This is a genomic window from Luteimonas salinisoli (assembly GCF_013425525.1).
GTDB lineage: Bacteria > Pseudomonadota > Gammaproteobacteria > Xanthomonadales > Xanthomonadaceae > Luteimonas > Luteimonas salinisoli.
On record NZ_JACCKA010000071.1, the window covers coordinates 1 to 14,576 of the forward strand.

Annotated in this window: 8 protein-coding genes; 2 read left to right on the forward strand and 6 right to left on the reverse strand. The window is 72.3% G+C overall.

What is annotated here, in order from left to right; translation table 11 throughout:
- The 4 genes from H0E84_RS11750 to xerD form a co-directional block, all read right to left on the reverse strand.
- Positions 1–3,241 (reverse strand): ESPR-type extended signal peptide-containing protein (locus H0E84_RS11750; RefSeq protein WP_257644196.1); only part of this gene is annotated, 3,241 nt, incomplete at its 3' end.
- Between the two features lie 1,002 nt (positions 3,242–4,243).
- Complete coding sequence (gene purL / locus H0E84_RS11755) at positions 4,244–8,254, reverse strand: phosphoribosylformylglycinamidine synthase (protein ID WP_180678838.1); 4,011 nt, start codon at positions 8,252–8,254, stop codon at positions 4,244–4,246.
- Between the two features lie 61 nt (positions 8,255–8,315).
- On the reverse strand, positions 8,316–9,107 hold the full coding sequence (locus H0E84_RS11760; RefSeq protein ID WP_180678839.1) for a DsbC family protein: 792 nt from the start codon (positions 9,105–9,107) through the stop codon (positions 8,316–8,318).
- 76 nt (positions 9,108–9,183) lie between these two features.
- On the reverse strand, positions 9,184–10,146 hold the full coding sequence (gene xerD / locus H0E84_RS11765; RefSeq protein ID WP_180678840.1) for a site-specific tyrosine recombinase XerD: 963 nt from the start codon (positions 10,144–10,146) through the stop codon (positions 9,184–9,186).
- Positions 10,147–10,198: 52 nt separating this feature from the next.
- On the opposite strand from xerD, the gene H0E84_RS11770 reads away from it, so the two are divergent.
- Entirely contained in the window at positions 10,199–10,666 is a 468-nt protein-coding gene (locus H0E84_RS11770; protein WP_180678841.1) for an RDD family protein, read from the forward strand.
- Between the two features lie 50 nt (positions 10,667–10,716).
- Here the strand turns inward: H0E84_RS11770 and lptG are convergent, their stop codons facing one another.
- Together lptG and lptF are read right to left on the reverse strand one after the other, a co-directional pair.
- Positions 10,717–11,826, reverse strand: coding sequence for an LPS export ABC transporter permease LptG (gene lptG, locus H0E84_RS11775; RefSeq protein ID WP_180678842.1), 1,110 nt, complete (start codon positions 11,824–11,826; stop codon positions 10,717–10,719).
- Complete coding sequence (gene lptF, locus H0E84_RS11780) at positions 11,823–12,908, reverse strand: LPS export ABC transporter permease LptF (protein ID WP_180678843.1); 1,086 nt, start codon at positions 12,906–12,908, stop codon at positions 11,823–11,825. Before lptF ends, lptG begins: the two co-directional genes overlap by 4 nt.
- A 130-nt stretch (positions 12,909–13,038) precedes the next feature.
- Here lptF and H0E84_RS11785 point away from each other — a divergent pair, with 130 nt between their 5' ends.
- Positions 13,039–14,535, forward strand: coding sequence for a leucyl aminopeptidase (locus H0E84_RS11785; protein ID WP_180678844.1), 1,497 nt, complete (start codon positions 13,039–13,041; stop codon positions 14,533–14,535).
- Positions 14,536–14,576 lie beyond the last annotated feature (41 nt).

Below are 14,576 nucleotides of genomic sequence, written 5' to 3' on the forward strand. Positions count from 1 at the left end.
GGTTGTACTGCGTCGCCTCCGCCAGCTGGTCCAGGTTCACCGCATCGGTGCCCTCGGTGCCCGCCGCCACGTTGGCGATCTGGCGCTCGGCGCCCGCACCGCCCACCGACACGCTGTTCTCGCGGTCCGCGACCGAACCCTGGCCCAGCGCCACCGAGCCGTCCGCCGTCGCCACCGCATCCGAGCCCAGCACCACCGTGTCGTCGCCGTAGGCCTCGGCGAAGTTACCCAGCACCGTGCTGTTGAAGCCGCCGGCATAGGCCGCGCCGCCCACTGCCGTCGAGTAGTCCCCCGCGGCCTCGGTCGGCAGCAGCCCGAAGAAGCCCGAACCGCCCACCGCCACGCTGTTGAAGCCCGACGCCTGCGCGCCCTGGCCCACCGCCACGCTGTCGTCGCCGCCGGCCACGCTGTCCGAACCCACCGCCAGGCTGTTGGAACCCGAGGCCTCGCTGAAGTTGCCCAGCGCCGTGCTGTTGAAGCCCGACGCCGTCGCGTAGCCGCCCACCGCCGTCGCGTAGTCGCCGCTGGCGTCGGCGGCGTAGCCGAGCGACGCGGCGGTCTCGCCGTCGGCGCTGCTCTCGGCACCGACTGCCGTGGCGAGTTCGCCGGCCGCGGTGCTGTAGGCGCCCAGCGCGACCGTGCCCAGACCCGCTGCACTGGCGTTGTAGCCGACCGCGGTACCGAACTCGCCCAGGGCGAAGGCGCCGCTGCCGAACGCCGAAGCGCCCTCGGCGAGCGCCATCGCGGCCGAGCCGACCGCGGTAGCGTAGTCGCCTTCCGCGGTCGCGCCCGAACCCGCTGCGAGCGACTCGTCGCCGTCCACCAGCGCGCTGCCGGCGCCGGTGGCCTGGAAGTAGTTGCTGGTTTCCTCGGCGACCTCGGCCACCTCGTTGAGCTGGCCGACGTTGACCGCATCGGTGTCGTCGACGCCGTCGGCCAGGTTCACCAGGCGGCGCTCGGCCGGCGCGCCCGCCGGACCTGCCGCCCCGCCGGTGCCGATCGAGACGGTATCGGCCTGGTTCGCGATCGAGCCATGGCCGATCGCCACCGCATTGGTGGCGCCGTTCTGGACGATCGCGGCGCGGCCCACCGCGGTGGCGCCGGCGGCGCGCCCCTGCGCCTGCATGCCGACCGCGGTGCTCCAGTTGCTGATCGCCTGGGCGTTGGAGCCGAGCGCGGTGCTCGCCGTCTGCGTGGCCAGCGCGCCGCTGCCGAAGGCGGCGGTGTTGGCAGCCTGGGCGCGCGCGTTGTTGCCCGCCGCGGTGCTGCTGAGCGCGGTGGCCTGGGCGCCGGAACCGATGGCGCTGGCGCCGGCATTGCTGGCCAGGCTGCCGGCACCCACCGCGGTGGAGCCGTTGCCCGAGGCGTTGGCGTTGGAGCCGGCCGCGACCGCGTCGTTGCCGCCGGCGCTGGCCGAGCCCGCGCCGCTGCCCTGGAAGTACTGGCTGGTCTCGTCGGCGACGGCCGCCACTTCGTCCAGTTGGGCGAGGTTCACCGCATCGGTGGCTTCGGTCCCTGCGGCGACGTTGGCGATCTGGCGCTCGCCGCCGGCGCGGCCGACCGAGACGGTCCCGGCGCGGTCGGCCAGGGAGTCGGTGCCCAGCGCAACGCTGCCCGCGGTGCTGGCGTAGGCGTTGTAGCCCACTGCCACCGAATCGGCGGCCGCCGACCAGGCCAGCGAGCCGAGCGCGGTGGCGCGGTCCGCGGTGGCGCCGGCACCGGCGCCGAAGGCCGAGGCGTTGCTGCCGGTCGCCTCGGCGGGAATGAAGCCGAGGAATGCCGTGCCGCCCACGGCGACGCTCTCCGCGCCGGAGGCGACGCTGAACTCGCCCACCGCGACGCTGCCTGCGCCGGAGGCGCTGGCCAGCACGCCCACCGCGGTGGCGTAGTCGGCCGCTTCCGAGCCGTAGCCCAGGGCCGAGCTGGCATAGCCCGCAGCGGAACTGAAGCCGCCCGCGGCGGTGCTGTAGTCGCCGCCCGCGGCGCTGCTGTAGCCGGCGGCGGTGGACTGCAATCCCTCCGCCGTCGCGGCGGCGCCGCTCGCGGAGCTGAAGGCACCGGTGGCCTGCGCTCCCGCGCCGAACGCCGAGGCGCCGTCCCCGGCCGCCGTGGTGGTCTGGTCGAGCAGCACATCGCCGGTCACCGGATCCTCGTAGTAGAGGGTACCGCCCACCGCGGTGCTGCTGCCGCCCTCGGCCACCGCGCCGTAGCCCGAGGCCGTGGCGAACTGGCCTTCCGCCGTCGACCCGGTGCCGAATGCCGAAGCGCCCACGCCATAGGCCGAGCTGCCCGCGCCGACCGCGGTCGAATAGTCCGCTTCGGCATAGGCGCCCGAGCCCGCCGCCGTCGACTCCTCGCCGAGAGCATAGGCCTCGTCCGCGCCGGTGGCCTGGAAGTACTGCGTGCTGGCGGTGGCTTCTTCGAGCTGCGCCAGGTTCACCGCATCGGTGTCCTCGGTACCCGCGGCGACGTTGACGATCTGACGCTCGCTGCCGGCACTGCCGACCGAGACCGTGTCCTCGCGATCGGCCACCGAATCGCCGCCGAGCGCGACGCTGTTGTCGGCCAGCGCTTCGGCGAAGTTGCCGAGCGCGGTGCTGTTGAAGCCGGGCGACCAGGCCGCGCCACCGACCGCGGTGGAGAAATCGCCGGACGCCTCGGTGGCGAACGCACCGGTGCCGCCGACCGCGACGCTGTTGACGCCGGTGGCGAGGCTACCCTGGCCGACGGCGACGCTGGCCGCGCCCGAGGCGAGGCTGTCCGAACCCACCGCGAGACTGTTGCTGCCGGTGGCGGCGGTGGCATTGCCCACCGCGGTGCTGTTGAAGCCGGAAGCGAGCGAGAGACCACCCAGGGCGGTGGCGTAGCCGGCCGTGGCCTCGGCGAAGTAGCCCAACGCCACCGCGGTGGTGCCGCTGGCGACCGACAGCGCGCCAACCGCGACCGAGTTGCTGCCGGTGGCGCTGGCGCTGCCGTCGACCACACAGCTGTCGGCCGTGGGCACGCCGCCAGGCAGGACTTCGCAATCCGCATTGCCTCCGACCTCGACCGACTGAGCCAATGCGAGCGGCGCAGCCATGCCGAACAGCAGCACGCTCACCGCGGTCACCAGGATCCTGCGCCGCAGGCCGGAGCCGTCTTCACCACATCGCGTTCCTGCGCTGTCGCCGGTTGCCAGTTCCGAGGCCACGACGAGTTGGCCGAGCGACTTGTTCCAGACCTTGCGGTAGATGCGGTTCATCGAGACGTTCCCTCAGTTCTTTGCGATGGATTGACAAAACGAAAGGGGCCGCACGGCGCGACGAACGCAGTGCGGCCCCTGTTGGATTCAGTGTTGAGCAGCCCCGGAGAGCGGGATCCTGGACGCGGACGCTGGGCGTTCGCGCTGAATGGGTGGTAAGGACAACTTGAACGCTCCCCGAACGATCAAAGTGTGATCCGATACTCGCCCCGTGTGACGCACTACGTCAACCCCAATGACCGGAAATGCCAGATGAATGCGCAATTCGCGCAGCACCGCCTCCGAAATCGTGACGATTCGCACGTCAAGGCCTGGACAAGTGACGCGAATGGCATGATCGCACTGACGCGAACTGTCCTTTGCACCGGCCATCGGCAGCGCGATGTCATGCTCCGGCGACGGGTTGCGGACCATTCCTCGAACAGCGCAGATGGTGGTGCGCCAAGCCATTGGCCGTGCTGGCATTCCCGCAAGCGTGCGCAGGGCCGAAGCCGGGGAGCAGCCGAGCGAGCTCGGCTGCGCGGGCTCCGGAGCCAAGGGCAGCGGAGCAAGCTCCGCTCTACGAAAGGCGGGCCAGACCGGCGACGCGGCCACCGAAGCCCCGTAGAGCCGAGCTTGCTCGGCTGCGCGGGCTCCGGAGCCAAGGGCAGCGGAGCAAGCTCCGCTCTACGAAGGCAGGCCAGACCGGCGACGTGGGCACCGAAGCCCCCGTAGAGCCGAGCTTGCTCGGCTGCGCGGGCTCCGGAGCCGGAAGCAGCGGAGCAAGCTCCGCTCTACGAAAGCGGGCCAGATCGGCGACGCGGGCACCGAAGCCCCCGTAGAGCCGAGCTTGCTCGGCAGCGCGGGCTCCGGAGCCAAGGGCAGCGGAGCAAGCTCCGCTCTACGAAAGGCGGGCCGGGCCCGGCGTCGCGGGCGCCGCTGGCCGGCCTGTGATCTCCGCCGATGCCGCCGAGATTCCCGCTGCCCTCGGCCATCGGCCGCTCCAGCGCGAGCCGCGGCGGCTCAGCCGACCCAGGCCCGCGCGTTGCGGAACAGCCGCAGCCAGGGGGAGGTGTTCGGCCATGCGGCCGGCGCCCAGCTGAAGTTGGCCCTGCGCAGAGTGCGCTCGGGATGCGGCATGAGGATGGTGGCGCGGCCGTCGTCGCTGCACAGCCCGGCGACCGCCCGGGCCGAACCGTTGGGATCGTCCGGGTAGGCCGTCGCCGACGCGCCGTCGCCGCGCACGTAGCGCAGCGCGACCTGCGCCGCGCCAGGGTCCGTGCCCGGGCAGAAGTCGGCCCGGCCCTCGCCGTGGGCGATCGCCACCGGAATCCGCGAGCCGGCCATGCCACGGAAGAACAGCGACGGCGAGCGCTCCACCTCGACCAGGCCGAGGCGCGATTCGAACTGTTCGCTGCGGTTGCGCAGAAAGCGCGGCCAGTGCGCGGTGCCGGGAATGATCGCCCGCAGCTCCGCCAGCATCTGGCAGCCGTTGCACACGCCCAGCGAGAAGCGGTCCCCGCGGGCGAAGAAGGCGGCGAAGGCCTCGCGCAGGTCGGCATGCTCGAGGATCGAGGTGGCCCAGCCACGGCCGGCGCCGAGCACGTCGCCGTAGCTGAAGCCGCCGCAGGCGACCAGTCCCGCGTAGCCATCCAGGGTGGCGCGGCCGGCGAGCAGGTCGCTCATGTGCACGTCGACGGCGGCGAAGCCGGCACGGTCGAAGGCGACCGCCATCTCCACCTGGCCGTTGACGCCCTGCTCGCGCAGGATCGCCACGCGCGGCCTGGCACCGGCGTTGACGTAGGGGGCCGCCACGTCCTCTTCCGGATCGAAGGCCAGCACCGGCTGGAGGCCGGGCGCGTCGAACCTGGCGCTGGCGTCGCGCTCCTGGTCGGCGCAGTCCGGGTTGTCGCGCAACCGCTGCATCGCATGGCTGACCGACCACCAGGCGCCGAAGAGGTCCTCCCAGCGCCACTCGGCGAGCACGTCCTCGCCGTCGAGCACGCGGATCGCGGCGGCGGAGGTCGGGCGGGCGATGCGCTGCGCGCATTCCACCAGGCCGTGGCGCGAGACCAGATCGGCGAACTCGACGCGGTCCTCCGCGGCGATCTCCACCAGCGCCCCCAGCTCTTCGTTGAACAGGGTACGGAACACGTCGTCGCTGCGATCGTCGCCCCAGCCGTCGAGATCGATGTCGAGGCCGGCATGGGCGCAGAAGGCCATCTCGCACAGCGCCGCGAAGGCGCCGCCGTCGGAGCGGTCGTGGTAGGCCAGCAGCAGGCCGGCGGCGCGCGCGTCGCGGATCAGTTCGAAGAACGCCCGCAGGCGCGCGGGATCGTCGAGGTCGGGGCTGGCGCCGCCGAACGCGCCGTGGCACTGCGCCAGGATCGAGCCGCCCAGCCGCTGCTTGCCGGCGCCCAGGCCGATCAGCCACAGCTCGGTGTCACGCCGCCCTGACAGCAGCGGCGTGAGCTGGGCGTCGACATCCGCGACCGGGGCGAAGGCGCTGACGATCAACGACACCGGCGAAACGCTTTTCTGCATCTCGCCGAGACTCGGGAAATGGGCATCGGGAATCGGAGAACCGGCGTTGTCGATGATCGAGGCTTCCTGCTTTTCCCGATTCCCGATTCCCGATTCCCCATTCCCGGCTTGCAACCGCCACTGCACCTGCATCGACAGCGAGTCCTTGCCCACCGGGATGCTCAGGTCCAGCTGCGGACACAGCTCCATGCCCACGGCGCGCACGGCATCGAACAGCTTCGCGTCCTCGCCCTCGTGGCCGGCGGCCGCCATCCAGTTGGCCGACAGCTTGACCCGGTGCAGGGCCTCGACCGGCGCGGCGCAGAGATTGGTGATCGCCTCCCCCACGGCCATGCGCGCCGCCGCCGCCGCGTCGAGCAGCGCGAGCGGCGTGCGCTCGCCGAGCGCCATTGCCTCGCCGGCATTGCCCTGGTAGTCCGACAGGGTGATCGCGCAGTCGGCCACCGGCAGCTGCCATGGGCCCACCATCTGGTCGCGCGCGGTCAGTCCGCCGACGCTGCGGTCGCCGATGGTCACCAGGAAGGCCTTGGCCGCCACCGTGGGATGGGCGAGCACGCGCAACCCGGCCTCGTGCAGGTCGAGCCCGAGGCCGTTGACGGCCGGCCAGCGCGCCGGCGCCGGACGCACGGCGTCGCGATGCATCTTCGGCGCCTTGCCGAAGAGCACATCCATCGGGATGTCGATCGGCAGATCGGGGGTCGGCCCGGCACCGGAACCGGCCGGCTCCTGCGGCGCCGTGTCCAGCCCGTAGCCCGCCACCAGGCGCTGTTCCGCAGTCGCGTGGCCGACCACCGCAAACGGGCAGCGCTCGCGCGCGCACAGCGCGGCGAACTCGTCGACCCGCGCGGCGGCGATGCCCAGCACGTAGCGCTCCTGCGACTCGTTGCACCACAGTTGCATCGGCGAGAGCGACGGGTCGTCGCTGGGGACCCGGGCGAGGTCGAGCACCCCGCCCACGCCCGAGTCGTGCAGCAGCTCGGGAATCGCGTTGGACAGGCCTCCGGCGCCGACGTCGTGGATCGACAGGATCGGGTTGTCGGCACCCAGCGCGACGCAGCGGTCGATGACCTCCTGGCAGCGGCGCTGCATCTCCGGGTTGTCGCGCTGCACGCTGGCGAAATCGAGCGCCTCGGCGCTGCTGCCGCCGGCCAGCGAACTGGCGGCGCCGCCGCCCAGGCCGATCAGCATCGCCGGTCCGCCCAGCACGATCACCGCGTCGCCGGGGGAGAGCCGGCGCTTGTCCACCAGCGGGCGATCGATCGCGCCGAGGCCGCCGGCCAGCATCACCGGCTTGTCGTAGGCCCAGGCGAAACCGGCGTCCTGCGGCAGCTCGAAGCTGCGGAAATAGCCGACCAGGTTGGGGCGCCCGAACTCGTTGTTGAAGGCCGCCGCGCCGATCGGGCCGTCGAGCATGATCTCCAGCGCCGGGGCCAGCCGCGGGTTGAGACCGCGCGCCCGCTCCCATGGCTGCGGCAGCGACGGAATGCGCAGGTGCGAGACCGAGAACCCGCACAGTCCCGCCTTGGGCCGGCCGCCGCGGCCGGTGGCGCCCTCGTCGCGGATCTCGCCGCCGGCGCCGGTGGCGGCGCCCGGGAACGGCGAGATCGCGGTCGGGTGGTTGTGGGTCTCGACCTTGATGCAGAAGGCGCTGGCGGCCTCCGCTTCGGCGCGGTACTCGCCGCTGCGCGGATCCGGGCGGAAGCGCCGCGCCGGATACCCCTCCACCACCGCGGCGTTGTCGCTGTAGGCCGAGAGCGTGTGCTCCGGCGTCTGCGCATGGGTGTGGCGGATCATCCGGAACAGCGACTGCGGCTGCCGCTCGCCGTCGACGGTCCAGCCGGCGTTGAAGATCTTGTGGCGGCAGTGTTCCGAATTCGCCTGCGCGAACATCATCAGCTCGACGTCCGACGGCTCGCGCGCCAGTTCGCCGTAGCGCTCGCGCAGGTAGTCGATCTCGTCGGCGGCGAGCGCCAGGCCGAGGCGCACGTTGGCCGATTCGAGGTCGTCGAGCGCGATGCGCTCGAGTTCGCCGCGCACGGGATCGGCGAACAGGCCGGCGGCCTCGTCGTGGGAGACGAGCAGCGACTGGGTCATCGGGTCGTGCAGCAGGCGTTCGAGCGCCTGCACGTCGACCGCTTCCGGACCCGGCCACCCCGCCAGGTCGAAGCGCGTGCCGCGCTCGACGCGCCGCAGCCGCAGTCCGGCCCCGCGCAGCAGTTCCGTGGCCTTGCTGGCCCACGGCGAGATGGTGCCCAGGCGCGGCGCCACCAGACGCATCGCGGCGCCGGGCTCCGGCGCGACCGGCGCCGCGTCCGCCTGCAGGATGCGCCGCAGCGCCTCGCCGTCGGGAGCCGCCCCGGCCTCGGGCTCGATCCAGTAGACGTACCGGGTGGCGGCGATGCGCAGCGCCGGCACGAGCGCCCGCAGACGGGATTCGAGCCGTTCCAGGCGGAACGGCGACAGGGCCGGCTGGCCCTCGAGGACGATCATGTCCGGCAGGGAGTGTGGGGCGGGGGCGCCATTGTAGCGGACGGCCGGCGCGCGACGCCGCTCAGCCTTCCGCCGCGATCTGGTCGAGCGCCTCGCGCAGCGCCGCCGGCGGCATGTAGCCGGGCATCTGGATGCCCTGTTCGGTGACGATCATCGGCGTGCCGGTCAGGCCGATGCGCTGGCCCAGGTCGTAGTGCATGGCGACCGGGTTGGTGCAGTCGCGCTTCGGGACGCGCTTGCCGTCCTTGGCGTCGGTCAGCGCCTGGCGCCGGTCCCTCGCGCACCAGACCGAGACCATTTCCGCGAAGTCCGGGCTGGCCGGCCCCATGCGCGGGAACGCCAGGTACTCGATGGCGATGCCGAGGCGGTTGTATTCGTCGATCTCCTGGTGGAGCTTGCGGCAGTAGCCGCACTCGGTGTCGGTGAACACGGTGACCGTGTAGTCGGGGTCTTCCGGCGCGAACACGATGCGGTCGTCCGCCGGCACGGTGGCCAACAGTTCGCGGCGCACCTGCGCCAACCCGTCCTGGCTGACGTCCCGGCCCTTCTCGACGTCGAACAGCGACCCCTGCAGCAGGTAGCGGCCGTCGTCGCTCACGTACAGGACCTGGCCGGAGACGACCACCTCGCGGAAACCCTCGATCGGCGCCTCGGCCACCCGGTCCACCTCGACCCGCGGGTTGAGCTTGCGGATCGTGGCCACGGCACGGCCCTCCGGCGTGCCCGGATCGACCGGCGCGGCAGCGGCCGGCGCGGCAGGGCCGGGCGTCTCTCCGCCTTCGCCGGGCGCTGGCGACTGCGCGCAGGCCGACAGGCTGAAGGCGCCGAGGAGGAGGAACAGGAAGGGCTTCATGCGGGAGCGGCCATCGCGGGCGTCGGTAGACGGGCCAGCGATTGTCTCACGGCCCGGCCTACCGCCCGCTGAGCGCTCAGGCGCGGGGATGGTGCCGGGCATGCAGCCGCTTGAGCTGCTCGCGCGCCACCAGGGTGTAGATCTGGGTGGTCGACAGCGAGCTGTGCCCCAGCAGCATCTGCAGCGCACGCAGGTCGGCGCCGTGGTTGAGCAGATGGGTCGCGAAGCTGTGGCGCAAGCCGTGCGGGCTCACCCGCGCCGGGTCGATCCCGGCGGCCGCGGCATGGCGCTTGACAGTGGCCCAGAACTGCTGGCGGCTCGGCGCGCCGCCGCCCGGCACCAGGAACAGCGGCGCGTCCGCGCCGGCGACCGGCCGGCCGCCGGCGAGCGCCGGCCGCGCCTCGCGCAGGTAGCGCTCCAGCCAATGCTGGGCCTCCTCGCCCAGCGGCACCAGCCGCTGCTTGCCGCCCTTGCCGGTGACCCGCAGCACGCCCTGGCGCAGATTGACGCCGTTGGCCGGCAGCCCGACCAGTTCGCTGACCCGCAGTCCGCAGGCGTACATCAGTTCCAGCATCGCCCGGTCGCGCAGCCCGGCCGCCGTGGCGCTGTCGGGCACTGCCAGCAGGGCGTCGATCTGGCTCTCGGTCAGCGCCTTGGGCAGCGACCGTCCCTGGCGCGGCGCCTCCAGCAGCGCGGTCGGATCGTCGTCGCGGTCGCCGCGGCGCAGACAATGGGCGTAGAACGCGCGCAGCGCCGACAGCAGCCGCGCATTGCTGCGCGCGGTGTAGCCCAGGCCGGTGCGCCAGGCCAGGTAGTCGAGCAGCGCGGCGCGGTCGGCGCCGGCGACGCCGCCGCCGCGGTCCTGGCGCCAGCGCGCGAGTCCGGAAAGGTCGCGGCGGTAGCTGTCGAGGGTCTGCCGCGACAGCCCGCGTTCGGCCCAGATCGCGTCCAGGAACGCATCGATCGCGCGCGCATCGGCCTCGGGCAGCGGCGGCTGCCGCATCGCCCGGCTGCGGCGGTCGGCCGGCGTGGAAGTCATGCCGCGAGCTTACAGAAAAGAAAATCGGCCGTGCGCGCCTTATCCTGCGCGCATGGATTCCCCGCCTCCGGCCGCAAGGCCACGCGCCCTCGTCGGCTGGCGTCTGCTCGCGCTGTTCTACGACCTGTGGCCCGCGGCGGCGCTGTGGTTCGCGCTGTCGTTCCTCTTCAACCTGGGCTATCTGCTGGCCGGGCACGACGCGCGCGAGTCCGTCGCGCCGTTCACCGCCCTGGGCTGGCTGCTGTGGGCCGCGTGCTGGCTGGTCACCGGGGTCTATGCGACGGCCAGCTGGCGCCGCGGCGGGCAGACGCTCGGCATGCGCCCGTGGCGGCTTCGCGTCCGCGACGCCCGCGGCGGGCGGCCGTCCTGGGGCGCGCTGTGGCGGCGCTACCTGGTCGGCACCCTGTCGCTGCTGGCGGGCGGGCTGGGCTTCTGGTGGGCCTGGGTGGACCGCGACCGCCTCGCCTGGCACGACCGCGCCAGCGGCACGCGGGCGATCCGCGAGCCCGGGACGCGCTAGCGGGACCCGGCGAGCGCCGCCCGGACGGCCATTGCGAAACGCCGACGGCGCTACCCGCTCCTGCGCCGGAACAACAGGTACGACACCGTCAGCATCACTACCGGCGGGACCAGATAGGCCAGGCGAAAGTCGAACTGGTAGACCCCCGCCAGGCGCACGAACTGGTTCTGCAGCAGCCAGAATCCCAGCGCGAACACCACGCCGATGAACAGACGCCGGCCGAGCCCGCCGCTGCGCAGGCTGCCGAAGGCGAACGGGATCGCCGCCAGGCACAGCGCCAGCACGTTGACCGGGTAGTACCAGCGGCCCCAGTAGTGCTCCTCGTACTCGCTGGCGTCCAGGCCGTTGCGCTTGCGGTACTCGATGCCGCTGCGCAGGTCGGCGGCGCGCTGGTAGCGCGGCCGCCACAGGTTGCCGGCCGTGGCCAGCGCTGCCGAATCGAGCTGCGAGGCCCACTGCTCCTGGTCGACCGAGGTCTCGGTGACCGAGCGTTCCTCGAACCACACCCGGCGCACGTCGCGCAGCAGCCAGCCGTCGCCGCCGTGCTCGGCGGTGGCGGCGTTGGCCACCGAGGCCAGGCGCCCGTCGTCGTCGAACTCGAACAGGCGCACGTCGCTCAGCTCCAGCCAGTGGCGGCCGCCGTCGCTGCGCTCCTGTCCGGTGCGGGCGTTGAGGAAGGTGTCGCCCTCGCGCGCCCACAGGCCCGAGTACTGCGCCACGATCAGGTCGCGCGATTTGGACGCCGCCTTCATGCCGTCGGCACTGCGCTGCGCCCAGGGCGCCAGGGTCTCGCCGTTGAGGATCATCACCGCGGTCAGCAGCAGCAACGGCACCGCCACCGACAGGCTCAGGCGCTTGCGCGACAGGCCCAGCGCGCGCAGCGCGGTCAGTTCCGAGGTGGCGGCCAGCTGGCCCAGCCCCATCAGGGTGCCGATCACCGCCGCGGTGGGGAACATGGTGTAGGCCCGCCGCGGCACGCTGTAGAGCACGTAGGTCAGCGCCTGGAAGAAGCCGTAATTGCCCTGGCCGATGTCGTCGATCTCGGAGAACAGCCCGCTCACCACCAGGTCCATGCCGGTCAGCACCGCCCAGGTGAGCATCACCGTCACCGTCGCGACGCGCGCGGCGTAGAGGTCGTGGATGCGCGGGAACGGCATCATCGCGCGGCCCTCCGCGGGCGGCCCAGCCTGCCGTCGGCGAAGTACATCCACGTCCCAAGCGCCAGCAGCGGCAGCACCAGCCACCACAGCCCCAGCGCGGCCGGGATGGTGCCCTCGGCCAGCCAGTCCTGGCCCAGCAGCATCAGGTTGACGCCGACGAAATAGCCGAGGAATGCGAGCATGGTGCGGCCGTAGCGCGTCTGGCGGGGGGGGCTGCGCGCCAGCGGCACCGCGAGCAGGCCGAACGCCAGCGCCAGCAATGGCGGGGCCAGGCGGAAGTGCAGCTCGGCGCGGGCCTCGATGCGGTCGTCGCCGAGCAGCGCCAGGGTCGGCTGCAGTTCGGGATCGGTCTCGTCGCGCCTGCCCTCGGCGTCGGGCAGGCGCAGCTCGTTGCTGGCGAAGCGCATGAGGCGGAAATCCAGGCCCTCGCGCTGCGGGCCTTCCACCCTGAAGCCGTCGTCCAGGGTGAGATAGCGGTCGCCCGTGTCCTCCACCGTCAATCGTCCGGTGGCGGCGGTGGTCACGTCCATGCGCTCCTCGTCCTGCTGGTAGACGAACACTCGCGCCATCTGCGAACCGTCGCCGGACATCCCGCCGACGTAGACCACGCCACGCCCCCCCGGCAACTCGACGAAGCGCCCGGCCTCCAGCCCGGCGACCAGCATGCTGCGGCTGCCCTGTTCGATCATGCGCTTGGAGTAGTCGCGGGCCCACGGGCCCAGCCACAGCGAGCAAAAACCGATGAACGCCACCATCGGCAGCAGCAGCATCAGCACCGGCCGGAGCAGGCGCCGCGGTCCCACGCCGGTGGCGGTCAGCACCGGCATCTCCGAATCCCGATACAGCCGCCCCACGCCCAGCAGCAGCCCCAGGAGCAGGCCCAGCGGCAGGATCAGCGGCAGGTAGTTGAGCACCTGCAGCCCGAGCTGGGACAGCATCAGCCCCGCCGGAACCCGCCCGCGGGCGATGTCGCCGAGCACGTCGGCGAACACGCCGCCGAGGCTGACGACCATCAGCACCACCAGCACCGCGAAGGTGGCCTGGGCGAATTCGCGGAACAGGTAGCTGTCGAGCTTCGGCATCGAGAGACGGGTTGCTTTAGACTTGGGGATTGGTTTTCGGGCGCAGCGGCGCCGGGACAGGATGGCCCAGCGGCCGTCACGGTCGCGACAGGACGCCCGATTGTAAGGACCCGCACACGGAATCTGGTTGATGACCCTCGAATTCACCCTGAATCGCGACACCCCCGCCACCGCCGCCACCGACTGCGTCGTGGTAGGCGCGTATGCCGACAAGCGCCTCGATGGCGCGGCCGAGGCGCTGGACCAGGCCTCCCAGGGCCGTCTGAAGGCGCTGCTCGAACAGGGCGACATCGGCGGAAAGCCCGGCAATACCACCATGCTGCACGGCCTGGCCGGGGTGGCGGCACCGCGGGTGCTGGTGGTGGGCCTGGGCGAGCGCGCCAAGTTCGGCGCCGCGCAGTACCAGCGCGCGGTGGGGGACGCGGTCCGCGCGCTGAAGACCGGCGCGGTGTCCAACGCCGTGCTCACCCTGACAGGGCTCGAGGTCGAAGGGCGCGACGCCGCCTGGGCCGTGCGCCAGGCCGTGGTGGCCGCCGACCATGCCGCCTACCGCTACGTCGCCACCCTCGGCGCCAACAGCAAGAAGCGCGAGCACGTCGGTCTGCGCAGCCTGGCGGTGTCCGGCGACGACGAGCGGGCGCTGGCCCAGGGCAAGGCGATCGCCGCCGGCGTCGAGTTCGCGCGCGAACTGGGCAACCTGCCGGCCAACGTCTGCAACCCCGCCTATCTGGCGGAGCAGGCGACCGCGTTCGCGTCCCGCTTCGACAAGGCGGCCTGCCGGGTGCTGGACGAGGCCGAGATGGAGGCACTGGGCATGGGCGCGCTGCTGGCGGTGGCGCGCGCCTCGTCCAATCGCCCGCGGCTGATCGTGCTGGAGTGGAACAACGGCGGCGAGGCGAAGCCCTTCGTGCTGGTCGGCAAGGGCATCACCTTCGACACCGGCGGGGTCAACCTCAAGACCCAGGGCGGCATCGAGGACATGAAGTTCGACATGTGCGGCGCAGCCACGGTGATGGGAACGTTCGTCTCCGCGGTCGGCCTGGGCCTGCCGATCAACCTGCGCGTGGTGGTTCCGGCGGTGGAGAACGCCATCGACGGCAACGCCTACCGTCCGTCGGACGTGATCACCAGCATGTCCGGCAAGACCATCGAGGTCGGCAATACCGACGCCGAGGGCCGGCTGATCCTGTGCGACGCGCTGACCTATTCGCAGCGCTTCGAGCCGCAGGCGCTGGTCGACGTCGCCACCCTCACCGGCGCCTGCATGATCGCGCTCGGCCGCCAGGCCAGCGGCCTGATGAGCAAGCACGACGATCTCGCCGACGAGCTGCTGGATGCCGGCGAGACGGTCTTCGACCGCGCCTGGCGCCTGCCGCTGTGGGACGAGTACCAGCCGATGCTCGACTCCGCCTTCGCCGACGTCTACAACATCGGCGGCCGCTGGGGCGGCGCGATCACCGCCGGCTGCTTCCTCTCGCGCTTCGCCGAAGGCCAGCGCTGGGCGCACATCGACATCGCCGGCAGCGCCAGCGGCGACGGCAAGATGGGGATGGCCACCGGACGGCCGGTGGGGCTGCTTTCGCAGTGGCTGATCGACCGCGCCGCGGTCGATGGGAATCGGGAATAGGGAATCGGGAATCGTGAGAGCCGCATCGCCCAGGATCACCT